This window comes from Paraniabella hibiscisoli, assembly GCF_022512515.1.
In the GTDB taxonomy this organism is placed as follows: Bacteria; Bacteroidota; Bacteroidia; order Chitinophagales; family Chitinophagaceae; genus Niabella; species Niabella hibiscisoli.
The window spans coordinates 2,868,628-2,893,165 of record NZ_JAKWBK010000001.1 but is presented as its reverse complement, the minus strand read 5'-3'; the positions used below and the strand labels follow the sequence as shown (position 1 = coordinate 2,893,165).

The window sequence follows — 24,538 nt, the reverse complement described above, 5'->3', positions numbered from 1 at the left end:
GAGTGCTGTGCTATTGCTCAGATACCTCCAAAAAAGTTCATAGGTGACGCCGTGGGACTGCCCAGTCTTTCTATATCCTGCCCAACAGTTTCCTCACTGAAATCTAAAATACGGTTTGCATAATAGACCCTTCCGTTTTTCGCATTTTCACCTGCGCTAACAACGGCAGGCATCCCAAGTGAATCTAAATTTCCAGCAGTAGCAACGGAGTTATTACTGTATTTAACATACTCTCCGCCGTAAGACATTGCGATATCCGATTCGCTTAAGCTGGACAATACCTTATTGGGAATTACATGTAAATTCAGGATACGCTGCAAACGCACTCTGGCAGAATTACCTGTAACAGCTGCTGCTGTTGATCCGGGAGGCGGAGTAAAACGCCACTGGTCAATAACCGTAGTACTCACCAATGGATCCGCTGTGTATCCTGCAGCATTAAACATATCATTACTAATCATGAAAATGGTGTAATTATTATAGATGTTCGAAATGGAAGACCGTAGCTCCAAATTGAGTAAGGCGGTCATCATCGAATACTTTGGATCGAGATAAGCTTTACCGTAAACGCTGGAGAAGATATTCGCATCCTGCACCTTATTGGTACCATAGAAAATACCATTGCTTAATACTTTTTTATCTATAATATTGGTCGCGGGGTCAAAACGGGCTTCTTCTCCAACGAAGTTGAAGGTTGTTTTGAACTGGCTGGGCCAAACGGCATTCTGCCACATGTGGGCATTTAAAAAATCCCAGATAATAGAAGGTTGCATATCATCCAGTGAATTGTAATGCTCCAGCAACACGGTATCAATATAGGCCTGCAACACATCGTTCTTCGGAGCAAAAATGCTATAGCTTCCCTGCTGTGCATCATTATTAGGTGGCGCAATCAGGTAACTTTCGTTGTTTAAAGAATAGGCCAGTGAGGAGTTATATACTTTAGTAAATACTTGTTCAGCCCCTCCATTCATTACCTGGTAATTACGGGTGATGGAAGGATTGAGCACATAAGACACCATATACTTTTCGTAAAGGTTTCTAAAAAGGCTGTAATCCGAATTATTCTTTATGTATTCTTCGATTGAAGGAAGCGCAGAAATGACTTTATCTACGATATGAATAACCCCGTTCTCTGCATTGATATCGGCTTCTTTTACCTGCGCGTTTGCCACGTTAAAACCAGTATATGCAGTGTTTGGATAAAAATAATTATAGTCTGAAGCGTTCAAGCCTTTCGCTTTCATAAAACCCTCTGCGAAATAGGGAATGTATTTATAGTTATTATCATTCACCACAAAGTTTAACGCGCCCGTATTATTACGGTTTGCCCCTATGGCTTTCATTTTGGTGCCGGCAAAGCTGGTTTCCTCATATACCCCTTTGTAATTAGCCGTTCTCCTTCTGAAAGCCTGGTCTGCGATCCAGCCGGTGGTAGCCTGGTAATCGTCTATCCGGTCTTTCTTATAAGCATAGTAGGCGAGGCTGTAGGTGACAATATTGCGGCATTCTTCAGCACTCAACTGGCTAACACTGCTTACACCCTTTTCAGCCAGATAGGTTTTGAATGCATCGTCATCAGGAGCGAAAAATGTCCAGTATCCCGCTGCGTCCAGAGTGCGAGTATAATCGGCCTTATCAATGGCCGCAAGGATATTCGTGAAATTACCACGCTCTTTCAAAACAGTATAGATCGGTTTGGCCAGATTGTCTGGTTTGGCATAGAACTCGTCCCAGGTAGACTTTCTACATCCTGCTACGAAAAAGGCTAACAGGCAAACAGCAGCACCTTTAAAAATCCAGTTTTTCATTCGCGTATTTTTTAATTGGTCCGCTCCGGCGGTCTGATATTTTTGGAATGATTGCCCGTTTGACTGCACGGGCAGGGAACGCTCTGCATTCATTCCTCTATGTAAAAAGTGAGTTACCAAGCGTGTCATCTTTGTATTTTTAGGCACGAGCAATAACTGAGGCATAGCTGATGAGCCTGCCGGGTAACGTTACCGCCTGCAATCTTTAAAATATCAGGAAATTAATCCCAGTTGTTTTGTTTAACTTCTATTGTTATGCTTCGTTTTTCTCTGCAACCGTTCCCTATTTTTAATCGTCTTGTTACGAAAATAAAAAAGCCTTTATTTTTTACTATCCTGTTGCATCCTGTATTTCGGCAAATCTTGCTAAAATCTGCAAAAAGCCTCTTTTACCAATCGTACGAGTCGAAAGTAACGCTTGTAAAAAGGCAACCATCCTGTTGTATCTTGTTCGGCCTAAACCTGTAAAACAGCCATAGACTTCCTTATCGCAATAGAAAGTGGTAGCAGCAACCATTTATTTGACTACTATTAACGCCCCTTATAATATTGTCCCAGACGTTCCATTTCCGTGTCCGTTAGCTGTACTACTGCACCATGTTTGGGTGAAGTAAAATTATCAGTCTTCATTATACCCTCATTAAATCGCCCGAGATGAGTAAAGGTTTTAAAATCTGTGGTTCGGGCAAAACCAAAATTATGCGGTTTGATGCCAAAAATATCGTACATCAATATCCACTCGTTTTTACCAATCAGCTGGTATACATGCGGCGCCTCGCAGGACCTGGATTCAAAATCAACCTGGTCGGGCTGGTATTGGTAACCTTTGTTGATGTATTGGGAGAAAGCCATTTTAATACCGCTGGGATTTTCCTGTGCCACATACATCATACAATAACGGCCATCAGGTAGCCGGGTAATGTCAGCATCCAGTATCTGTCGCGTAGTATCCGGATATTCAAACAGTATCTTAGGTTTGGTTTCCGGCCGGGTAAAATCCTTATTCAGGTAGGAATAGTATAATTTGGTTTTTCCTTTTCCTGAACGCATAGTAAAATAGATCATCATTTTGCGCAGCTGCTGATCATAGATGAGTTCGGGAGCCCAGGCGCAACCAATGTTTAGTTCGGGAAACTGTCGATCCATATTAACCCGAGTATGCGTCCAATGCAACAGATCTTTGCTTTTCATTAGTACCAAACCCTTGTTATTACCCCAATCATATTGTGCTGCCGGGCGCTCCCATTCAGTATCGCGATAACCTATTTCTTTTGCAAAAATATGCAGATCAGTCATGGTCACATAAAAATAACCGTCTGCACCACGCATGATGTAGGGGTCGCGAATCCCCTATTGTACAGCAATCGTATCCCCGCCAATAACCGGTCGCCCGCCATTTACATCTGAAAACCTATACCCATCCTTGCTAACTGCAAAATGAATGCTATGTGTGTCATCTTTAAAATACACCATCAGGTATTCCGCTTTTTCCCAAGCGGCAGCAGCAGTCTTTTTCGCCTGCGCCGCTACGCTCAAACTGGCGATCGCCAACCAACCTAAAAACCCTATCACTTTTATTCTCATACAGCTTTTTGTGAATATTTGACGACCGTAGGTTAGAAAGTTTATCAACAAATGAAATTAAAGACCAGTAGAAATCTGACTATCCTGAACTATCCTGAATACAAATATCGACATGTAAGAGGCGGCAAATCGTATAGCTTGCATAGCCGTTCCTTTATGCGAAACTAAACTAACGCTTGCTTTAATGAGCCTTATCGCTTAATATAAGTTTCTTTTACTATTTTAGCTGACAGCCTGATTATATCACTTACCTTTTAAAAGCTTCGCCATTTTTTACCTTAACAATTAAAGATGAAGATAACCATAGCATTTTGCCTGTTTTATTTACTATGCGTTGCTTACGATGCACAAAGCCAGCAAAAGCCTAACTTTTCTCAAATCATTGCAGGGGTTCATGTAAACTATCATGAAGACTCTGTTAATAGCTACACACTTCCAGATCCGCTACTATTCAGTAAAGGCCAAAAAGTTACTACAGCTCAACAATGGATGAGCCAAAGAAGACCCGAAGTACTTTCACTTTTCGAAAACCTGCAATTTGGCAAGTCGCCTGAACCACTGCATCCGGTTTCATATAAAATCACGGAAGCTAATGCCGATGCATTCGGCGGGAAAGCTATTCGCAAACAGGTAACGATCTATTTTTCAAAAGACACAAGCGGCCCAAAAGCCTTCTTACTCTACTACCTGCCTGCCAAAGCCAGCAGGCCCTCGCCACTGCTGCTGGGTATTTCTTTTGTAACTAATGCTATGGCAGTAGATGACTCTTCGCTTCAACCGGGCATGGCCTGGGAAAAAGGACATCGTATACTTCAAACCAACTCCAACGCGAAAAAAGTACCTGTTGAAAAATTGATAGCCGCAGGCATTGGTTATGCTACTGTTTATTATGGAGATATGGAGCCTGATTTTAAAGGAGGACTTGTCCATGGTGTAAGAAATCAGTTCTTACAGGCAGGACAGCAAAACTTTGCAGCAAATGAATGGGGTGCTATATCTGCCTGGAGCTGGGGTCTTAGTCGTATCATGGACTATTTAGAAACAGACAAACAGGTAGATCAACAACGTATTGCACTAAATGGCGCTTCCCGCCTGGGTAAAACTGCTTTATGGACGGGCGCCCGTGACACGCGTTTTTCGCTAATCATCGCAAGTATATCGGGCGAAGGTGGCGCTGCCCTGAGTCGTCGTAATTATGGAGAAACCATTCAAATGATTACGGATACCGGTCGCTACTACTACCAGTTTGCACCCAATTATCACTCATTCTCTAAACGGGTAGCGGAACTGCCTATGGATAGTCATATGCTGATTTCACTGATTGCGCCACGCCCGTTACTATTACAAACAGGAAATGAAGATTATTTTTCCGATCCGAAAGGAGAGTTTCTTGCTGCGCGGGCAGCAGAACCCGTGTATCGCCTACTGCAGCAGGAAGGCCTGAATAAAACGTCCATGCCAGTTGCCGGAGATACAACGATGCTTAATGCCCTGGGCTATTATATGCACCAGGGAGGGCACACTATTTTGCCAGAAGACTATGAGGTGTTCATCCGCTTTATGCAAAAGCATTTTTAACCGGCTAATGAGATCTGCTCCTACATACTACTTCTCCTTCTTACCGGTGTAGTCGTAACTGCCGGTACTAAGCGAATAGCTCCGCTTGCCAAAATTTTTGGAAAGACCGAAGCTGGAGCTATTGTTAAAAGGCACTATGATTTTATTGGAAGTATTAATTAAGCCACGCCTGCTGTCCTTTATCGCCATCGTTACACCGTAGGAAAAGGGCAACACCTCGTCATATTCAAAGGGAATAACGATTTTATTCAGCATATTTACAAAGCCCCATTTGCCGTTCTTTTTTACAGCAAATAATAAATCGTCTTTTGTGTAACCATCCATATCATCAAAAGGAGCAGCACTTTCGTATTCGGCGGGAATGGCAATTTTACCATAAGCATCTATAAATCCATATTTACCTTTCAGCCCGATCATAGCATAACCATTTTCCATTTCCGATATTTTTCTACACCCCTGTGCCATACCTGCTGCTCATCGGGCGCAATAATAAGCACATCATCTCCTTTAAAAGCAATAACAGTTTTTTCAGAACTTTCAATATGATCGAACTCGCCCAGGCGTTGGTTTTTGTTATCAATCAAAATATCGTCCGCATCTTCATCCTCTTTGGCGACAACATAGTTATCTGTCAGTTTTTCCAACGAATAGTAAGGCAGCGGTTCCATTTTTTTACCAGGAAGGTTGAGGTAAAAGAATCTTTGCTCATCCTGGTAAAATCCTGAGGTAATGGCAGTGATACCTTTATCTACCCGTACTAACTCCTTCCCTTCATTATCGAGCAATGCACTGTAAGCATTTCCTGTTTCCAGATGCACATCGCTAAAGGACGCAGCCCGTATCATCACCGGAACCTGCACGTTACTTTTAGCGGTAGCAAACAAAACCTGGCGCCTTTCACAGCCCCCTTATATTTACCTACCCTAAGCATCGTGTCGCTTTGAGGCACCTTGAGTAATTCTTTTTCCAACAGTCCAATATACTTTTCCTGGAATACCGGGGTGTCAAGGCTTGTATCTTTCTCAGCCGCTACGATGATTTTTTCCAACGGAGTACGGATAGCTGCAAATATTTTAAATCCCCTGTTTTTAATATCTGTTGTACTATAACTTTTGCTATCCAATGTATTACCACTGCTATTGAGACCTTCTATCAAATCAAAATCAAGGTCTTTACTATAAATAAGCTCCAGATCATTTTTATTGGCTTTAATAAGCTTTACAAAATTGCTTTTATAGGTTGCCGAAGGCTTTAAGGTATTCACCTCCACCTTCTCCATTTTTGTGGTATAATCGAGGTGTATGACGCAGGCAATACTGTCAATTCGTTTCAAAAAAGGCACTTCTTCAGCGAAGGAGAAATCCATTTTTATATGTGCCACACTGTCGGCGACAGTACCATCATAAAAGTAGATTTTTTTAGGTACCATTGTAATGCTGTACGCCTGTCCTGCAAGGCTTCCATGAAAATCGCCATCGTCAAGCTGCAGTGTAGCTTTACCATCGGCAAAAGCAGAAAACAATTGAAAATGTGAATTACGAAACTCGTTCAATACGCGCAAAGCCAGGACTGTATCCAGTTTAAACGCTGGTTCCAGTTCATCTTTGGCATAAAACTTTTCTTCCTTATCATCAAAAATGCTGCTGAAGCGCTCAATTTTCTGTATTTGCTCTACCGCATTTTTTAGCTCTTCTACAAATTCAGCATTAGAGAGGTGTTTATACTTTTCAGGTTCAAACTGCGCAAACAGCATAGTTGTGCAGCAAAAAAACAATCCACTTAAAAGAAATATTTTTTCATGCTATCGTATAAATTTCAGTTCGTTATTGTTTTTATCTTCATACATATAGAGTGTAAAACCCGTAGCGGTATTTTTCCCAATTGCACGTAGCATATCTTTTTGATTTTTGGGTATTGCGTAGATCAGTTTTCCATCTCCGCTTATTTCCACATCAAAATCTTTCTCAATTTTTACTACATTGGTTGCTTTGAACATATCCATCCATAATGTCCATTGATCAGTAGTTGCCCCAGTCTTCTGATTATAGTCAGCCTCCGCCTTCTCCTTTCCTGTAGCGTACATTATAGCGCTTAATGCAGCAGCATCGCGAGCCCCAATAATTTTTCCCAACTTTTCGTACAGTGCTGTTATCTTTTGTCTCAGGTTCTTGTCTTGCCGTAAATCTTTGCCATTGCTCCACCCCTCCGTTTGATAGCTCACATCGGCTACAAAATCATATGCGGCAGTGAGCTGCTTACCTCCATATTGATAAGTGCCCGGATAAGAAGAATAACGAACATCACCATCATTGATCGTGTCCGTTACATACTCTTTGAATTTACATACCTCGCGGGCTTCAATCAGATCAAAAATACCATTCTTAAAAATGCCTTTCTTTAGTTCGGCGGTAGCAAAAGAGCGTTTTTGAATAGATGTGTAAGGTTGCCCGTTTTCATCCAATCCGGGGTTATCAATATTTTCAGTTTGATCTGCTCTTTGCCTAAAATAAAAGGATTGAGGTTAATTTCTTTCTCATTGACGTACCTGGAACGTCCCAATCCATTGTAAACGCATATATCATTCAGATAAACCTGAACATTGTTTTCATAATAATCCAGGCTTAAAAAATAGAACATACCATTGGGCTGAAGAGTGATCTTTTTTCCAATATTAGGATACGGTTCTTCATAAACAGGCTTAAAACTTATTTTCAGTTCAGCGGCGGTATTGGCTGTCAGTGGCTTGTCCTCGTCAGCTTCCACGTTCAATTCAACGCTCACTTCGGGCGTGTTCGCCGAATAGGTGGTTTTTGACCAACTAGCTTCTTTTTTATAACATCTCTATACTGCTCCTGTAAAACCTGGATCATCTTTTTTGCACCACCCGAGTTTTTTGCCAGCACTTGCATTTTCAATTCATTGTCTACCAGCCTCACTTCATGCACCTGGATACCATTCCACAAAGCCTGATCGAGCTGTGCATATCCAAAGTTGACGTCACCGGTATTCTTTTTTGCATTCAAACTGTCTATCCATGCTGATAATTGCTTTAACGACCGGATGCCAGAAAGATCTGCTACTGATTGTGCCTGCAAACTGGAACCAGAGATAAGCAGCAACCACATCACAGCTATATATTTCATTTACAGCTTTTATTTAAGTTTCAAACGATACAATAATTAACCGGCACAAAGTATAACTATTGTTGGTTTGTCCCAAGAGGATTTACATTTAGTTAATACCCGTTTATTATTCGCAATCTAACAGCTTTGTATGCGCCGCTAACCAAGAGTAGCCAAAAGCCTGAAAAGAATCGGCAGATCATCATCGGAACCCATTAAAAAGGCTGCCCCCTCGTCATAGAGTGACAGCCTTGTAGTATTTTTTGATAGATTATAACCTGATCTTAATTCCACCATTTACAACGAATCCATCAACAGGTGCATAAATATCCCTGAAAACAGGATTATCAATAGTTCCTGTGTATATAGAATCGAAGCGGGTTTGACGGGTATTACTGAAATTTTCAAAATTGATAAATACGGAAAATTTCTCCCAGAGCTTCTCTGCCATAAAGCCGGTGATCCAGTAAGATTTACCTTGTGCGCCATCATTTAACTTTTGCGGACTATAATAATAAGCCTCCAGTCCGAGCTTTAGCTTTTCTTCGATCTCGTACATCAATACATTATTGAGCCGGTGCCTGGCGGTTAAAGGCAGCCATTCTTTATCTTTGAAATAAGTGTTGGCATCAGTATAAGTATAGCCCAGGAACAATTTAAAATCGGCATAGGTCAGTCGCAGGTTGGTTTCCATCCCCTTTGTATCCAGGTAACCGGTTGAGTTCGTCAATTGTACATTTCCACTACCAGCATCCGAAAGTACCAATGGCCTGTTTAGCTTTGTGTAGAAGAATAAATGATTGAAGCTAAAACCGACTTCACCGATATTCGTCCTATAGTTAATATCCCAATTACCACCGGTAGACCGTTCGTTTTTAGACCGGTTGATCTCGATGGGTAATAAATGCTGGAATTGCCTTCTTTCTGCTTCTTCGGTAAATATGGTCGGCGTTTTATAGCCGTATCCTCCGCCCAGCCGGGTTGTTAGCTTTGGGCTGATCTTAAACATGGCGGACAACCTGGGCAGTAGCTCAAAACCATAATCAGTAACATAGTCCCCTCTCAAACCTGTTTCCAATACAAATGCTTCAGAAACGGTCCACGCATTTTGAATAAACAAGCCATAGGTATTAAAATCATAGCTGCGTAGCAGGCTTACCGATTGGCTGTTTTCTTTCAGGGCCTCCGTCCATACGTTGGCGCCTACTACCCAGTCCGCTTTTTCGCCCGAACGGTTCCAGGTAAGTTCAGAAAAGGAAGATTGCTGCAAACCATCGAAACTGTAAGCGGGAACTGCGATCAGCCTGTTAAACCTGCTATAGCTGTTCTTCAGCTGTAAAGTAGCATGGTCACCCGTTTTATGTGCAATCCCAAACTGAGCAGTGACCCTGTCGGTATTATTCTTTTCAAAAAAACCGGTTCCGCCATTTTGGATGTAATCCATACTACCGCCGGTACGATCTTCTGTAATATAGGTAACCCCTATATCGGCCGTAGTTTTTTTCCGTATAGAAACAATCTCGGGTTAATCGTATATCGTTCAAATTTCGGAATAGCTGTTAAACCTATACCTGCCGGATCAAAAGCCCTGTTGCTATTTCGCGAAGCAAATACAGTTAACCCGGCTTTACCGTATCGTTCGCTGTAAAAGCCGCTAAGGTCCAGTCCTCCGCCGGTTGTGCCATTGGCTAAAAATTAAGCTCCCGGTTTTCGCCGGGTGTTTTGAAAACCAGGTTTACCAAACCGGCGATGGCACCGCCACCGTACAGTGTAGACGCTGAACCTTTAATCACTTCCACCTGCTTCAGATCCAACGGAGCAATCTGCAGTAAAGAAAGGCTGCCTGCAAAACCTGAATAAAGCGGATAACCATCACGCAATATCTGGGTATAGCGACCATCCAGGCCCTGAATACGGATGCCTGCGTTAAATGAAGTAGCCGAGGTTTGCTGGGTTTGAATACCCGTACTTTCATTCAGCATCATCCTGATATCACCAGGTTTCATATTGCCTTTTTCTTCCATTTCCTCACCGGATATAACCTCTGTACGTGTAGGCGTATTGGCAATGCTTCGGCTGATGCGGGTACTGGTCACGATGACTTCTTCTTCCTCGTGTTCATGTCCATGATCATGATCCAGTAAAAGTTCTAATGGTTCGGTAGAAGCTCTTGGTATAATCACTTTGGCCTGAACGGCTTCAAAACCTATATAACTCGCCCGGATCGTATAAGTCCCTTCCGCAAGATTGCCAAATGAGGCCAGTCCGGCACTGTCTGCAATAACCGAGCGATTGCCCGGATTTAAGGTAATGGTAGCAGAGCCAAGCGGATGGCCATCGTCTTTATGTTTTACAGCTATATTTAATGAGTGCTGGGCATAGACAGTGCACGCCAATAGCATGACTATGCCTGATAGAAATAGTTTTTTCATTTTGTAGAATGATGTGTTAGTTGATAAATAATTGAAGCATTTATGTAACTAACACCGCGGCGGTTGCAGCAGGCGGGCGTGATATTCGTTCCCCAATGAAACGATAAAAGTATTATAGGTACTTTTCAGATAGATGGGCCGGGGCGTTATACAATAATTATCGTGAGCAGGTAAAGAAACCTGCTGCAAAGAGCATACTGAAAAAGGCGAACAGTTTTTGCAATCATGCTCATCCGTATCATTAGCATGTTGCAGCTCACCGGCTTCCTCCTCACAATGATCAAAGATCGAGCAAGGCGCTAGACTGGAAAACAGGATAAAAAACAGCAAGATATAACCCACCCATTGTTTCATGCAGCGCAAATGTAGGTCAATCAATCCTGTTTAAATAAAAGAAGGATATAATTTCCGCTCCTGCTGCTGTATAGGCAATACGCCACATCTACTCCCTGATAATGTTTTCTGCGAAACCCATATGTTTATTTGTTAGTAAGAGAAAACCTAAAACGGCTTCAAAGAAGAAGCCCTATACTCTTCTATTGCTGCTATAAAATCTACCCTAATGGCCATGACCTCCTGTGTTACTTAATGTAGCATTAATAAAGAAAGCACCATTCACCACCAGCTTTGCATTAGGAGGCACAGTACTTACGGGAGTTATGGCCGTGTAACCCATATCAGACACACCTTTTACCACTTCAATTTTCTCAAAGTTTATTTTTCTTTGCTGTTGCCCGGCATGACCTGCGGCTTCCTGCTCATTTTTGTGCCCATGTTCCTGTTCGCCCTCATCATGACCATGGCTATGATCGTCATGGCCTTCTGTTTCGGGCTCTTTAGTGGTTTGTATAAATATGTAAAACTTACCATCTGCTTCCACAATGGCTTTATCAGGAACTGCTGCACTGGTTATATTATCCAGGCTAACAATTCCGGTAATATTCATCCCATCGATCAGCCCCTTTTATTTCCTGTAACAGCACAATGCACGGCGATGGTTTTGCTTTCGCTTTCGAAAGAAGAACCGATGCTGAAAACCCTGGCATCATATTCATTGCCGGGATTATTGGTCAATGTAAAATGGACTACCTGTCCTACTTTCATTTTAGGAAGATCTTTTTCAAATACCTGCAAATCCAGGTGAAGTTGACTGTTATTAATGACTTCTATTACCGGTGTGGCCACGTCTACATAGCTGCCCATTTTTGCAAACACCTCGCTTACGGTTCCGCTGATGGGGCTGGTTACAACCAATGCCGACCTAAGATTGGCATTGTTGACACTGGCCGGGTTAATACCCATTAACTGTATCTGCTGCCGTAGTGAAGCCCTCCTTGTCCTTAAAGTGCTGAGCTCGGCAGTGGCATTCTGCAGGTTCTTTTTTGCCCCGGCATTTCCCTCATTCAATTCCCGCTGACGTTCCATCTCCTGCTGCGCCAGGATGATCCGGCTATCGATGGTCAGGTATTCTTCCTGCAACTGTATAAACTGTGGATTTGCAATAGTAGCGACCACCTGCCCTTTCTTTACATAATCGCCCACCTGTACTTTTAGCGAGGTTATAACACCGCCGTAAAGAGAAGTCGCATTACCCTTACTATCATTGGGCACCCTGAGGGCGCCGTTGGCTTTGATGGAAGCGGTTAGCTGCTTGTTCTCAATAGTTCCTAAAATTATATTTACCGTTCGCATTTGCTCTTCTGTAAGCGAAGCAATGCCGGCTACGCTTTCCGCTTCATGCGCTTCATCCTTTGTTGATTCTGCCGGGCCCGTTTTTGATGCAGTATCTTCATTTTTACTACCACAGCTTTGCAGGAACCTAGTATAGATCCCATTAATAATACATACAATATTTTTCTTTTATAAAACCTCATTGTTATTGATTGATCAGTGAATAAATATGGATAACGGATTGATTAACCTGCTGCACACTTTTAAGATAATTCAATCTTATATCCGTAGCCGTTTGTAAAGTGTAGAGATATTCCACGTAGCCTATATCGCCTGTGCGATAACCCAATTGTGCGGCGGCAATCATTTCATCTGCATTACGAAGAGCAGTATTTTGATAATAATTGAATTGTGCTATATCCTGCTGGTATTGCTCCAGGGCATTCTCGTATTGAGCTCTAAGCCGCAGTGCTTGTTGCCTGGCTTCCGCCAATGCGGCCTGCTTCTGATAGTCCAAAGACCGGACCCTGGAACGGGTAGCACCATAGGCCAGCGGAATGGTAATGCCTACATTCACAAAACTAAAGCGCCGGCCAGCACCAAAAAACTGCTCTTGTCCATTTACCATTTGATTGCCTGTTAAAGACTGATTGGTATATCCGAGGCTAAAGTCGGGCAATCCCTGTGCACGCTCTACCTTCTTTTGCTGCTCGGCTATTGAAGCATTCTGATACAAAGCTTTTACAGATGGATGGCCCGAAATAAAAGATGTGTCTACAACTGTGCTGATTGTAATGGGTTGGTAGCGATCATCTTCGGGCACGCTTAATAGTTCCTGGGTGTTCAGCAACTCATGTAAAGACTGATAAGCATTTTTCAGGTATACTTCATTTTGCTGGTAGAGCAGACTGATCTCGCCTTTGCGGGCCTGCGCACTGCTAATATCCAATTTTTTGGTATCACCGGTTTTATAACGCAGCTCAGCAATACGTATAAAATCAGTAAAAAGACTATCCAGTTGCTTTAACTGTTTTCGGTTATGTTGCAGGTATTTAACCTGGTAGTAAAAACTGCGCACCTGCCGGGTTAACTCCAGCTGGGTATTTTGCTTTTGAATTTCCCTGGCCTGTACCTGCAATTCGAATAACGCTTTTTTGCCCCGAATATGGAAGGGAAAGGTATGGTTTGTGATAGCTGTAGTGCCTGGTCAAAATTCAGGCTGTTATATTGACCTAACTGCGCATTAACCTCCAGCTTAGGTATCTCACCTGCTGATTTAACCAATGCCTCATTTCCGGCTATATCCAGATTTTTTGCCCGTATATCCTGGTTATTGTCTATGGCCAGCTTCACCGCTTGCTCGGGTGTGGACAGATTAACCTGTGCCGCGGCGTTGAAACCGCTAAGCAGCAATGCCGCCAGCAGTATAGTGACCGCTGGCCGGGTGATTTTTCTTTTAAGATCAGTTTTCATATTGAATATAATATACAGCATGGGTAATACAAATAATGTAAGAAAAGTAGCAGTAATTAATCCCCCAATCACCACCGTAGCCAGAGGCTTTTGTACTTCGGCTCCAGCGCCGGTACTGATAGCCATAGGCAAAAAACCGAGCGAAGCCACCGTAGCCGTCATGAGTACCGGGCGAAGTCTCGCTTTGGTACCTTCCAGTACCCGTTTAATAATATCGTTTAGTCCCTCTTTCTCCAGCTGATTAAAAGTGCCGATCAAAACAATACCATTGAGCACTGCCACCCCAAACAAGGCTATAAAACCTACACCTGCACTAATACTAAAAGGCATTCCCCTAAGCAACAGGGCAAATACTCCACCAATAGCGCTCATCGGTATAGCGGTAAAAATCAGCAGGGCCTGTCTGAACGAGTGAAAGGTAAAATACAGTAGCATAAAGATGAGTAACAGCGATACAGGGACGGCTATCATCAGACGGTTACTGGCCTCTCTCAGGTTTTCGAACTGGCCGCCATAAGTGAAATAATAACCCGAAGGCAGCTTTAGCTGTTCATCCAGCTTTTGCTGTATATCTTCCACCACACTTTCTACATCCCTGCCAGAGACATTAAAGCCGATCACGATCCTCCGTTTGCTTTCTTCCCTACTGATTTGCGCCGGGCCAAGTTTGTAGCTAATATTGGCCACCTGTGACAAGGGTATTTGAGAGCCTGAAGGGGTAGCTAACATCAGGTTATTTACATCGTCTATATCTCGCCTGTAGACACTATCCAGCCGAACCACCAGGTCAAACCTCCGCTCATTTTCGAAGATCTGTCCGGCAGCTTTACCTGCAAATGCAGTGCTCACCACATTATTGACGTCTTCCACATTCAAACCATAATTCGCCATCCGGGTACGGTCATATTCTACATTAATCTGCGGCAAACCGCCTACTCGTTCTACCTGCGGGCTGGTGGCTCCGGGTATGGTTTGTATTACCTTCCCTGCCCTGTCAGCCAAAGCAGCCAGCGTATCCATATTCTCTCCGAAAATTTTAACGGCTACATCCTGCCTGATACCAGTCATCAGCTCATTAAAGCGCATTTGTATAGGTTGATTCTTTTCGAAGAAAACCCCGGGTATGGTCTCCAGCTTTTCATTGATCGCATCAGCCAACTCATTGTAAGACCTGCCCGACTTCCATTCCTTAATAGGTTTTAAGATAACCATCATATCCGTTGCCTCGGGTGGCATGGGATCTGTAGGCACTTCAGCCGCACCGGTTTTACCTACCACCATTTTTACTTCATCAAACTGCTTAATAATGCGGGATGCCTGCATAGAGGTTTCAATGCTCTGGCTGAGTGAGCTTCCGGGTGGCAGAATGCAATGAAAGGCAAAATCACCCTCCTGTAATTGAGGAATAAACTCTCCTCCCATATTTTTAAAAATCACAATACTTATTACAAATAAGGCCGTTGTAGCTGTAACAATGATGTACTTTACCTTTAAGGCTTTAGCCAGAAGAGGTTGATAGAGCTTCTGCAGCCGGTTCATCATTTTATCGGAAAACGTTTCTTTGTTGTGCGGTTTTTTCGACAGAAACAATGCACACATCATGGGAATATAGGTAAGCGACAGGATAAATGCCCCCAGAATTGCAAACGCTACCGTTTTAGCCATTGGCGTAAACATTTTGCCTTCCACACCCACCAAAGTAAGAATGGGGATATAAACGATCATGATAATAATCTCCCCGAAAGCCGCACTGGTCCTTATTTTGGAAGCCGACTCATACACTTCGGTGTCCATCTCGGGCTGCGTAAGTTTTTGTATCGACTTCCTGAGGCCCAGATGATGCAGCGTTGCTTCTACAATGATCACAGCTCCGTCTACGATAAGACCAAAATCGATAGCTCCCAAACTCATCAGGTTAGCACTTACCCCAAACAAATTCATCATTGCCAATGCAAATAACAAGGACAAAGGAATAGCGGACGCCACGATCAAACCTGCCCGCAGGTTACCCAGGAATATAACCAAGACAAAAATCACAATGAGCGCTCCTTCTACCAGGTTTTTTCTACAGTGCTCATGGCTCTTCCCACGAGGTCTGTTCTATCCAGGAACGGCTCAATAATCACATCGTCTGGCAGCGATTTTTGTATCGTAGGTATCTTCTCTTTTATGAGCTTCACTACATGGTTACTGTTAGCCCCTTTCAGCATCATCACCACACCACCTACTGCATCAACTTCCCCGTTAAAGGTCATCGCTCCATAACGAACTGCGCTTCCAAAACGCACGTCTGCCACATCTTTTACAAAAATGGGCACGGCGCCGGTATTGTTTTTAACGGCTATATTTTTTATATCCTCCAAAGAGGTAGCCAGTCCTATACCCCGTATAAAGTAGGCGTTGGGCTTTTTATCGATATAGGCACCGCCGGTATTCTGGTTGTTCGTTTCAAGGGCATTAAAAATGTCCGTTATACTCACGCCCATGGCCCTCAACCTGAAGGGATCGATCGCCACTTCATATTGCTTAAGCTCTCCCCAAAGCTGTTGACTTCGGCTATGCCCGGTGTACCATATAACTGACGGGCCACGATCCAGTCCTGCATCGTACGCAGGTCTTTGGCATTGTATTTCTTTTCGCTACCTTTTTTGGGGTGAATAATATACTGGTACACTTCACCCAAACCGGTACTTAACGGGGCCAGCTCGGGTATACCCATACCCTGGGGAATACGCTGCTCTGCTTCCTTCAATTTCTCGTTCACCAGCTGGCGGGCAAAATAAATATCTACCTTATCTTTAAATACAACGGTTACAACCGATAAACCGAAGCGGGAAATACTCCTGGTTTCTTCGATATCAGGAATATTGGCGATGCTTTGCTCTATGGGAAAGGTTACCAATTGTTCCACTTCCTGGCCGGCAAGCGTAGGACAAACGGTGATGATCTGTACCTGGTTATTGGTAATATCAGGCACTGCGTCTATTGGGAGCCGGGAAGCGCTCCACACCCCCAGATGATCAAAAGCAGGGTCATCATACCAATGACCAGTTTGTTTTTGATACTAAACTTTATGACTTTATCAAGCATGAGTTATTTAGAATTTACAAGATGGCACAAGCCGCGGCATGACTGTATTAACCATACTAAACACGCACGATGCTATAGCTATGCCTGGCATACCCGCCGGATACTGCTGCAGGCAACCTGCAGGCATCATTTGGTTAACAGGCAGATGGATGTCAGACCGCCATCAATTTACTTCGTATAAAGAATGACAAAAAATCAGCTACATAGAAATAGCATAGCTGCATAATGGAATGGAGTATATCAGGCCCTCGGAGGCTGCCAAATGGCATTGGAACCGGCAACTACAGGTTCAACGGTATGCCCGGTTAGTGTATTGGTGATTACAGGTGATTGGTTAGTTTCAACAGCGGTTGCAAAACTGGCATAGGTGTAGGAGCAACAGGAGCAGGTACAAAGTGGCGTACATGCATCTTCTTTGTCACTATGTTGCTCATGATCTGAACTGGAAAGGCTTGCGTAGGTTTCGACAGCAGCCCCATGAACATCACTGCAAGGCACACAGGACAACCCTAAAAATAAAAAGCTTAATATAAGGAACAACCATTTCACCAGGCAAAAATAAATGCTACAAACGACATGGCTCTTTTTTCAGCAGGAAAAATATACCTATGGTTGCAAAAACTATAAATTTTTCATCAGCTCTTTATCGGCAACTACCTACCCCCATGAATAAAAAGCATTGTTGTTATTAATCAAAAATCACCACCCAGTTAGGGTCTTCATAAGCTTTGAAGCACATTGCCACCTGTTCCAGGTTGTTCTTTTCTGCAGCCAGTTCGGGCAGTTCATCCAAACCAAAATAACCACTTTCAAGCGTTTCAATATTGGGAATAAAATAACCTCCTTTTAATTCACAAAGAATAAACACCTTACATACATTGTAGGCATACGGCGGATCATTGTGGTGATTACGATCCTGAACGGCAATGAGTCGTGTAGCCTCAACATCAAGCCCGGCTTCTTCTTTTACCTCTTTCTCCGTATTGGTCTTAATAGTTTCCAATAAATCTACCCATCCGCCAGGTAAAGACCACTTCCCGTTCCTTTCTTTTACAAGCAATATCTTCTGCTGCTGAAAGACTGCCGCCCTGGTATCGATTTTAGGTGTTTGAAATCCTTCTTCATTACAGAAAAGATCTTTTACCTTTTGGAAAGGAAGGCCCGTAGTAGCCGCAAGCATTTCTGCTGCTATCTCCCGCACTCGTTCAAAACGCTCTTCATCAAAAGGATCCCGGTATAAGTGAGGCCTGCCTGTGCTATAAACTGTAGTTCTTTGGCCCAGTTGAGCCAATCAGGTTGAGATGGCTGTTTCATGGTAGTAAGTTAAATAAATGCGTGGGGATACCCGCGCCAGGATTACACAATTGTTTATGTATCTTTAATACAGACAGATATACAATGTTCACTCATTTTTATGAAAACCAGCGCAGGTATATTAGTATATAAAAAACAGGGAGCAACCTATTACTTCTTCCTGGTGCATCCCGGCGGGCCATTCTGGAAAAATAAAGACCTGGGAGCCTGGTCTATCCCGAAGGGTGAGATAGAAGCGGGTGAAGATGAACTGGAACGCGCACGAACAGAGTTTAAAGAAGAAACCGGTAAGGAGATCAATGGGACATTTATTCCCCTAACGGCCATACGATTAAAAAGCGGGAAACGGGTAAAAGCATGGGCGCTTCAAAGTGATATAGCAACTGCTGATTGTACAAGTAATTTTATTGATGTAGAATGGCCGCCACGATCGGGTAAAACACTCCACATACCCGAGGTAGATCGCTGGGAATGGTTTACTGCCGAAGAAGCCCGGCAAAAGCTTAACCCGGCACAGGTACAGGTTGGTTTTGTTGAGGAGCTGCTCATTTATATAGCTCAACAACAGGCACTATGAAAAATACCCCTGCTATTGAGGGGTATAATTTTTTAAAACAAATGACTACCTACTAGTCGAATTTCAAGTCATCAATAAACCGGTTGATGTTTTCTTTAGTTTCTCCGGTTTTCTTTTGAATACGGCCTAATACCTCATCTTCCTGTCCTTCTTCATATAAAAGATCATCATCTGTAAGGTCGGCCCATTTCTGTTTTAAATTACCTTTTACTACATTCCAATTTCCTTTTACCTGGTCTGTAAACTTGCTCATAGTTATAAAAATTTATAGGTTAATGAATCTGTGCTTTGCACGTACATCTTTAACACTATAAGCCAAGTACTGTACCATAAAAGCGCGGCTATCCGCTTTTAACATTTTAACAACGAAGAGTCCAACTTAGTTTTTTATTATCGAAGCATTTCAGCAACTGGTTGTACATAACAACTAAAAACGGGAAAAATCCCGTTTTTTCTTCCGGCTGATTATAATTTCTTTGAAAAGCCCTCATAGCCCTAGCCCGGTTTGAACAGGTTCGCCTGTTCTTACCGGGCATTTTTTCAATACCCATATTACCGAACGGCAGTGAGCTTGAACAAACCCGAAGCGTGTGGCAGTAACTGTTGTTTGAACTCTCCGGCAACAATTCCATTTTTTGCACCGGTCCACATATTGACTACTTTGGCTTTGCCTCCAAGTCCCAATGCGCTTAGCGACACTTTTAGCTCAACCGGCTCTTTACCATCACCTAAATTAAAAACAGCCAGGTATACCTCACCTGTTTTGGGGTGGCGTGAGGTTATGGCAACTTTTCCATCAGCCTGGAACAGCTGTTTTACACCGGTAGCTTCGCGGTGCATTTTCAGCACCTCCTTATTCGTGAGCAATGATAATGTAAATGGATCATTGCTGGGAAGATCTCCACCAAACATGAGCGGTGACTTAAAAATAGTAAACAGGGTCATTAAGCTATACTGTTCATCCTTTGTAAGGCGTGTCATACGGTCATTACCGCGTTCTCCTCTTATAGAAATGCGTCCCAGCGGTATCATATCACAGTCGGGCCAGCCACCAGGCTGAATATACGGATACCAACCCTGCGCCACTTTAAGCAAATGGGTAACATCCTTCCACACATCCCACACATCATCTACCATCCGCCACATATTAGCATGAGCCTGTACATGCCCGGCATTTTCTATAGGGGTTTCGCCAGGCGAAGTGCTTAATACAATAGGCCGGCCGGTTTGATCGATAGCTTTGCGGATCAGTTCAATTTCTCCCTGATGGTAGGGCCTTGACAGGTCATCTATCTTTATAAAATCAACACCCCAGGAAGCGTATAAGTCCATTATTGAATTATAATATTCCTGTGCACCGGGCTTATCTGCGAGTACGGTATAATTATCCTTTAGCCATTTGCATTGCAGATCGGTGGTGTACACCTGGTTTGCTGTTATATTATTGGTTCCTTTTATGGGCAGTTTCTTCTCCACGGCCTCTTTCGGAATACCCCGCATGATATGGATACCGAACTTTAATCCCTTCCTATGAACATAGTCGGCCAACGCCTTAAAACCTTTACCATCTGCAGCAGATGGAAAGCGATTGACAGCAGGCAGGTAACGACCATACGCATCCAATATATAACGGGGATCTGTTTGATTATAGCCCCGGCTTTATCATTTTCCACAAACCACCTTATGTCCACTACCACATACTCCCAGCCATAAGGTTTAAGGTATTTAGCCATATAATCGGCATTGGCTTTAACCTCGTGCTCTTCTACAGTAGGACCATAACAATCCCAGCTGTTCCAACCCATCGGCGGTGTTTGTGCCCACTGTTTGAATGTTTGCGACCAGGCCAGTTGTGGGCCCTGTAATAATAAAAAAACGGTAACGATCGGGATGAGTTTGAAGTAATTGCTACGCATTGTATTTATGATCTTTTAATGTTGTTATTACAAAATAGCTTTGTTAACAGGAATTACTCCCGGCTTAAGCGAATCTCGACCAGCTTAGGCGTTTCTTTACCAGCAACAGCTTTGATTGTAACCGGGACCTTTTGGTCCGCCAGTGATTTCATCAATGCCGCATCCAATGTCAGCACCATCGTTTTAACCTGCAAAGTTGCGGAAGATTCAATGTCTGGTACACTTATTTGCTGCCCGTTAAAATAAACAGCAAAAGCGTTTCCCTCCTTATTAGCGATATAACGTATCACCAGGCTCCTGCCCTCGCCTTTCTTATTATTTAACGAATAAGAGATAGAATCGCGTGTACTACGCCAGTTATTATTATTCCAAATGCCAGACTCGCTTTGAGAATAGGTAAATCCATGATCCGATTCGGGTTGCTGCTCCCCTAATGAAATGCGATCCACACTTACACGATCTGTGAGCATTAGCTGCTGCTCGGCTTCACCAATACGCGATTTACCAGCAGCTAACAGCGGCCAGTAAATAGTATACCGTTGCTCGTGTATCGTATAAAAAGGCTGCAACGTAACCGAGGTTGCGGAAGCAGGGTTTACCATAGTAAATTGCAATTCATTATCATTTTTGCGAATATATTTTTGCAATGCAGCTGTATCAAAACGGATAGGCTCCGTAGCATCTAAAGGGATCAGGCTGCCATCAGCAATATGTCCCATACGGGAGCTATCGGCAAAATAAATATCACCCGGCAGGTTTTTAGCAGCAGAAGCCAATACTACCGGGCCATATTTAAAAGCCACCCAGGGCGAGCCGTCAGGCATTGCTTCTACTGCCAACTTCATGGGCAATGAAAAACGAACCACATCTTTATTTTGCCATTGCCGGTTGATATACAGATACCCATCTTTAACGGTAAAGTTCCTGTATGCTTTACCATTGATATGAACCGTCATAGCACCAGCCAGCCAGTTGGGTTGACGGATAGCCAGTTTAAATTGACGGGTTGCCTTGCCAGTGATCGTCAACGTAGCATAGTCCTGATGAGGAAACTGTGTAGTTTGTGTAATCGTCAAGCCCTGCTCCTTCCAGGTTAAAGAAGATGGGATGAACAAATTCACAAAAAGAGCATCATCATTATGCGTATAGATCAGCTCGCCGTATTTGCTGTGATTCTCCAGACCAGAGCCTACACAGCACCAAAAGCCTTGCTGCAACTGCGAATAATTACGGTAGTGTTGGGGCCGCATAGAAGTAAAATACACAAAACCACCCTTCTGCGGATGCTGGGTACTGAGTATATGATTATAGGTAACCCGTTCGTAAAAATCAATAAAAGACGCCGAAGGACTTCCCTGGTACAATAAGCGGGTCAACTTTAGCATGTTATAGCTATTACAGGTTTCCGGTCCTTCTTTCGACAATAACATGCGGGAAAAATCATCTTTGGGATTAAACATCTCCCTGGTGCTATTACCACCAATAGCTACCGAGCGCTCATGCACTACATTATTCCAGAAAAAAAGCTGGCATTCTTTAAATCCGTATCACCCGTTAACAATGCTGTTTGTTGATAGCCGATCACTTTGGGGATCTGCGTGTTGGCGTGCAGTCCATTTAACTGATCCTGCTGTTTTACCAACGGATCCAAAATAGCTTTATGAGAGAACCGCTTGGCTTCAGCCAGGTAGCGATCTTCACCCGTTAACCGGTAGAGGTGTGCAAATACTTCATTCATGCCTCCAAACTCAGCCCGCAGCATAGATTCTATTTGTTCATCACTCAGTCTTTTACTGATATTCATCCACCAGCTTCCCAGGCGGAGCAGCATGTCTTTTGCTTCATCAAGGGCTGCGTACTGGTAAGCATCGTATAAGCCTGCAAAAAGTTTATGGAGATTATACCAGGGCACCCAATGATTATTCAGAGAAAAGTTTTGGGCGCTGATCTTTCCGTCACCAATTTCTTTCCATAATGCTATACCACCGGGAACACCGCCTATATAACCCGCACCTAACTGATCCTGGCAACGCTTTAATTCGGATAGCATGTATTGTAACCGCTCCTTTAATGCAGGATTGCCGGTAGCGGCATACATAGAAGCTAATGCAGACAGATAATGCCCCCGATATGACCATCCAACCCGGTATTTTCCCAGTTAGGATAGGAAGCCATTTTGGGAGTAAGTCCTGCCTCGCGCAGGTAAGGCGCCAGCAAACGATCGGCATTTAATGCCAGGATATAGCGTGTATCTACTTCTTCCGCATTTCTAAATGCTCCCCGGTTATACGAATATCTCTTCTCGGAAAGAGATGCATAACAGATTGTTGCGCAAATAACATTCCCGGCAAGAAACAAACAGCAACGAGATAAACAATTTTTCTCATCAACGATACATTTTTAAAATCAGGAAGCATTATCATCGGGCTGATTATACCAGGCTTTATTGAAGCCCGAAATCCGATACATTTTTATTCTGTATTTTTTCCTGATACGAAATGGCGAGATCCGTTTGCTTTAAACGTATATTTTTTACAGGCAGCTCCTGGTTGCCATTGATCTTTGTCACGAATTTACCCGACAGCGCTTTTACCTGGCTGAGATAAACCTGTTCGATAGGAGTAAGCTTCCTGATCTTTGTTGGTACCAGGTTACGCCACTGGTATAATACATCAGTGTCTATACCCAGGATACCCTCTTTTATATGATGAGCTGTTACATCTTTAAAAAAATATTCTTAACATAGCCGCCCATGCGTTCATTGGTTTTAATAAACAGCAAATGCATCAGCTCTTTGTTGGTTTCGGCTACCTGGCAGTTTTCTACGTACACATTTTCTATACCACCCGACAATTCGCTGCCAATGGCTACCAGCTGGTGCCCGTTCTTTACAAAGCAGTTGCGGATAACAATATTTTTAGAAGGTGTTTGAAGCCGCCAGCCCTCGGGGTTCCGGCCCGATTTAATGGCAATTGCATCATCGCCCTGGTCAAACTCACAGTCTTCCACCAATACATTCTGGCTCATCTCGGGGTCTACTCCGTCGTTATTATGCCCGTGCGCATACACTTTTAATTTACGGATCACCACATTTTTGCTGAGATAAGGATGAATAGTCCAGAAGGGACTATTGGTAATGGTAATCCCCTCCAGCAATACATTTTCACAGCGATTAAACTGGATGAATTGCGGTCGCAGGTGGGCACTGTCATTCACCATCATCCGTTGTTCCGGCGGCGTATAGTCCTGCGCCAGGTTATACAGCCTTTTTATACTTTCCATATGTGCCGGGGGCGGCTGAACCATTGTTTCCAGGTATCCATTTTAGCTTTGATCTCTCCTCCTCCACTGATTGCTACATTTTTACATTGATAGGCATAAATAAGCGGCGAATAGTTCATGCACTCCATGCCCTCCCAGGTAGAATGGACGGCAGGCAAATAATCTTCGGGAGATTCGGAAAGAGCAACACGGCTCCTTTGCTGACACGCAGGTTGACATTGCTTTTAAGATGGATCTTTTTGGTCAGCCACTCCCCTTCGGGTACCCATACAATTCCGCCGCCAGCCTTATGTGCCGCTTCAATAGCTTTGGCAATGGCCGCGGAAGTCTTGTCTTTATCACCTTGTACAGCACCGAATTTCACAATATTAAACGTTGCACATTTACTAAAATCCGGTGTTGATATTGTTAATTGTCCAAAAGGTGTTGACACCTTTACTTCCTTTACTAAGACTTTGCTGCTTTTTTGGAAAGAACATAGCAAGAGCCATATACCCGCCAGCAGAACGCCGGAAATTTTTACTTTCATCATTTTTTTGATATTGAAACCGAGCTAAGCCAGGAAAACCGGCTTTTTCATCATACAGCATATTGCATTTTTATGTGCGTATTATTCCCGGAAACTACTACGAAAATAAACGCCTTACTGCTTAAATTATCCTGCTGCATCCTGTCTCAAAACGGCTCG

26 protein-coding genes and 3 pseudogenes are annotated in these 24,538 nt (G+C 43.3%); 2 read left to right on the top strand and 27 right to left on the bottom strand.

All coding sequences use genetic code 11. The features are described from left to right. Window positions 1-17 precede the first annotated feature (17 nt). From MKP07_RS18145 to MKP07_RS18135, 3 genes are all read right to left on the bottom strand, one after another. On the bottom strand, window positions 18-1,811 hold the full coding sequence (locus tag MKP07_RS18145; RefSeq protein ID WP_240848441.1) for a fasciclin domain-containing protein: 1,794 nt from the start codon (window positions 1,809-1,811) through the stop codon (window positions 18-20). A gap of 531 nt (window positions 1,812-2,342) precedes the next feature. Continuing rightward, on the bottom strand, window positions 2,343-3,143 hold the full coding sequence (locus MKP07_RS18140; RefSeq protein ID WP_317236047.1) for a glycoside hydrolase family protein: 801 nt from the start codon (window positions 3,141-3,143) through the stop codon (window positions 2,343-2,345). Between the two features lie 18 nt (window positions 3,144-3,161). Then, window positions 3,162-3,395 (bottom strand): hypothetical protein, encoded by a 234-nt coding sequence (locus tag MKP07_RS18135; protein ID WP_240848439.1) that lies wholly within the window; start codon window positions 3,393-3,395, stop codon window positions 3,162-3,164. A gap of 291 nt (window positions 3,396-3,686) precedes the next feature. Between MKP07_RS18135 and MKP07_RS18130 the strand changes: the two genes are divergently transcribed. Then, on the top strand, window positions 3,687-4,973 hold the full coding sequence (locus tag MKP07_RS18130) for a glucuronyl esterase domain-containing protein (RefSeq protein ID WP_240848438.1): 1,287 nt from the start codon (window positions 3,687-3,689) through the stop codon (window positions 4,971-4,973). 27 nt (window positions 4,974-5,000) lie between these two features. Here MKP07_RS18130 and MKP07_RS18125 read toward each other — a convergent pair whose 3' ends face one another. The 16 genes and pseudogenes from MKP07_RS18125 to MKP07_RS42700 form a co-directional block, all read right to left on the bottom strand. Further along, the gene (locus MKP07_RS18125; RefSeq protein ID WP_240848437.1) at window positions 5,001-5,408 is read right to left on the bottom strand and encodes a WG repeat-containing protein; all 408 of its coding nucleotides are present in this window, start codon (window positions 5,406-5,408) and stop codon (window positions 5,001-5,003) included. Then, window positions 5,387-5,833 carry a hypothetical protein gene (locus tag MKP07_RS18120; RefSeq protein ID WP_240848436.1) on the bottom strand — a complete coding sequence of 149 codons (447 nt, stop codon included), beginning with the start codon at window positions 5,831-5,833 and terminating at the stop codon, window positions 5,387-5,389. The genes MKP07_RS18125 and MKP07_RS18120 overlap by 22 nt, the downstream gene beginning before the upstream one ends. Beyond that, window positions 5,818-6,726: a hypothetical protein gene (locus MKP07_RS18115; protein ID WP_240848435.1), complete on the bottom strand. Its 909-nt coding sequence runs from the start codon at window positions 6,724-6,726 to the stop codon at window positions 5,818-5,820. The genes MKP07_RS18120 and MKP07_RS18115 overlap by 16 nt, the downstream gene beginning before the upstream one ends. Window positions 6,727-6,774: 48 nt before the next feature. Beyond that, on the bottom strand, window positions 6,775-7,434 hold the full coding sequence (locus tag MKP07_RS18110) for a hypothetical protein (RefSeq protein ID WP_240848434.1): 660 nt from the start codon (window positions 7,432-7,434) through the stop codon (window positions 6,775-6,777). Continuing rightward, entirely contained in the window at window positions 7,371-7,754 is a 384-nt protein-coding gene (locus MKP07_RS18105) for a hypothetical protein (protein ID WP_240848433.1), read from the bottom strand. The genes MKP07_RS18110 and MKP07_RS18105 overlap by 64 nt, the downstream gene beginning before the upstream one ends. After that, complete coding sequence (locus MKP07_RS18100; protein WP_240848432.1) at window positions 7,751-8,116, bottom strand: hypothetical protein; 366 nt, start codon at window positions 8,114-8,116, stop codon at window positions 7,751-7,753. Before MKP07_RS18100 ends, MKP07_RS18105 begins: the two co-directional genes overlap by 4 nt. A 250-nt stretch (window positions 8,117-8,366) precedes the next feature. Then, window positions 8,367-9,539 carry a TonB-dependent receptor plug domain-containing protein gene (locus MKP07_RS18095; RefSeq protein ID WP_240848431.1) on the bottom strand — a complete coding sequence of 391 codons (1,173 nt, stop codon included), beginning with the start codon at window positions 9,537-9,539 and terminating at the stop codon, window positions 8,367-8,369. 244 nt (window positions 9,540-9,783) lie between these two features. Next, the gene (locus tag MKP07_RS18090) at window positions 9,784-10,527 is read right to left on the bottom strand and encodes a TonB-dependent receptor (RefSeq protein ID WP_240848430.1); all 744 of its coding nucleotides are present in this window, start codon (window positions 10,525-10,527) and stop codon (window positions 9,784-9,786) included. A 559-nt stretch (window positions 10,528-11,086) separates the two neighbouring features. Beyond that, window positions 11,087-11,473 carry a hypothetical protein gene (locus MKP07_RS18085; RefSeq protein WP_240848429.1) on the bottom strand — a complete coding sequence of 129 codons (387 nt, stop codon included), beginning with the start codon at window positions 11,471-11,473 and terminating at the stop codon, window positions 11,087-11,089. An 8-nt stretch (window positions 11,474-11,481) separates the two neighbouring features. Then, window positions 11,482-12,219: an efflux RND transporter periplasmic adaptor subunit gene (locus tag MKP07_RS18080; protein WP_240848428.1), complete on the bottom strand. Its 738-nt coding sequence runs from the start codon at window positions 12,217-12,219 to the stop codon at window positions 11,482-11,484. A gap of 184 nt (window positions 12,220-12,403) precedes the next feature. Next, window positions 12,404-13,336, bottom strand: a complete 933-nt coding sequence (locus MKP07_RS18075) for a TolC family protein (protein WP_240848427.1) — start codon at window positions 13,334-13,336, stop codon at window positions 12,404-12,406. After that, a pseudogene (locus MKP07_RS18070) lies at window positions 13,285-16,157 on the bottom strand (efflux RND transporter permease subunit). Before MKP07_RS18070 ends, MKP07_RS18075 begins: the two are co-directional and overlap by 52 nt. Before the next feature lie 5 nt (window positions 16,158-16,162). Further along, a complete protein-coding gene (locus MKP07_RS38905) occupies window positions 16,163-16,681 on the bottom strand; it encodes an efflux RND transporter permease subunit (protein WP_317235852.1) in 519 nt (172 codons plus the stop codon). A gap of 320 nt (window positions 16,682-17,001) precedes the next feature. Further along, complete coding sequence (locus MKP07_RS18065) at window positions 17,002-17,310, bottom strand: DUF6660 family protein (protein WP_240848426.1); 309 nt, start codon at window positions 17,308-17,310, stop codon at window positions 17,002-17,004. A gap of 139 nt (window positions 17,311-17,449) precedes the next feature. Beyond that, entirely contained in the window at window positions 17,450-17,941 is a 492-nt protein-coding gene (locus MKP07_RS18060; RefSeq protein ID WP_394803666.1) for an NUDIX domain-containing protein, read from the bottom strand. A gap of 9 nt (window positions 17,942-17,950) precedes the next feature. After that, a pseudogene (locus MKP07_RS42700) lies at window positions 17,951-18,075 on the bottom strand (NUDIX hydrolase N-terminal domain-containing protein); the annotation flags it as partial. Window positions 18,076-18,175: 100 nt separating this feature from the next. Between MKP07_RS42700 and MKP07_RS18055 the strand changes: the two are divergent. Continuing rightward, window positions 18,176-18,652 carry an NUDIX hydrolase gene (locus MKP07_RS18055; protein WP_240848424.1) on the top strand — a complete coding sequence of 159 codons (477 nt, stop codon included), beginning with the start codon at window positions 18,176-18,178 and terminating at the stop codon, window positions 18,650-18,652. Window positions 18,653-18,704: 52 nt separating this feature from the next. On the opposite strand, the gene MKP07_RS18050 is transcribed toward MKP07_RS18055, so the two are convergent. The 8 genes and pseudogenes from MKP07_RS18050 to MKP07_RS18015 all read right to left on the bottom strand — a co-directional run bounded on the left by MKP07_RS18050 (window position 18,705) and on the right by MKP07_RS18015 (window position 24,382). Further along, window positions 18,705-18,905, bottom strand: a complete 201-nt coding sequence (locus MKP07_RS18050; protein WP_240848423.1) for a CsbD family protein — start codon at window positions 18,903-18,905, stop codon at window positions 18,705-18,707. A gap of 299 nt (window positions 18,906-19,204) precedes the next feature. Continuing rightward, the gene (locus MKP07_RS18045; RefSeq protein ID WP_240848422.1) at window positions 19,205-20,275 is read right to left on the bottom strand and encodes a glycoside hydrolase family 27 protein; all 1,071 of its coding nucleotides are present in this window, start codon (window positions 20,273-20,275) and stop codon (window positions 19,205-19,207) included. Beyond that, entirely contained in the window at window positions 20,170-20,568 is a 399-nt protein-coding gene (locus MKP07_RS18040) for an alpha-amylase family protein (protein WP_240848421.1), read from the bottom strand. The genes MKP07_RS18045 and MKP07_RS18040 overlap by 106 nt, the downstream gene beginning before the upstream one ends. A 53-nt stretch (window positions 20,569-20,621) precedes the next feature. After that, on the bottom strand, window positions 20,622-21,392 hold the full coding sequence (locus MKP07_RS42695) for a DUF6805 domain-containing protein (protein ID WP_262919806.1): 771 nt from the start codon (window positions 21,390-21,392) through the stop codon (window positions 20,622-20,624). Between the two features lie 30 nt (window positions 21,393-21,422). After that, window positions 21,423-22,666, bottom strand: a pseudogene (locus MKP07_RS18030) (beta-L-arabinofuranosidase domain-containing protein); the annotation flags it as partial. Between the two features lie 5 nt (window positions 22,667-22,671). Further along, complete coding sequence (locus tag MKP07_RS18025; protein WP_240848420.1) at window positions 22,672-22,926, bottom strand: glycoside hydrolase family 127 protein; 255 nt, start codon at window positions 22,924-22,926, stop codon at window positions 22,672-22,674. Between the two features lie 357 nt (window positions 22,927-23,283). Beyond that, complete coding sequence (locus MKP07_RS18020; RefSeq protein ID WP_240848419.1) at window positions 23,284-23,874, bottom strand: glycoside hydrolase family 28 protein; 591 nt, start codon at window positions 23,872-23,874, stop codon at window positions 23,284-23,286. Window positions 23,875-23,965: 91 nt separating this feature from the next. Continuing rightward, entirely contained in the window at window positions 23,966-24,382 is a 417-nt protein-coding gene (locus MKP07_RS18015) for a glycosyl hydrolase family 28-related protein (protein ID WP_240848418.1), read from the bottom strand. Window positions 24,383-24,538: the final 156 nt, after the last annotated feature.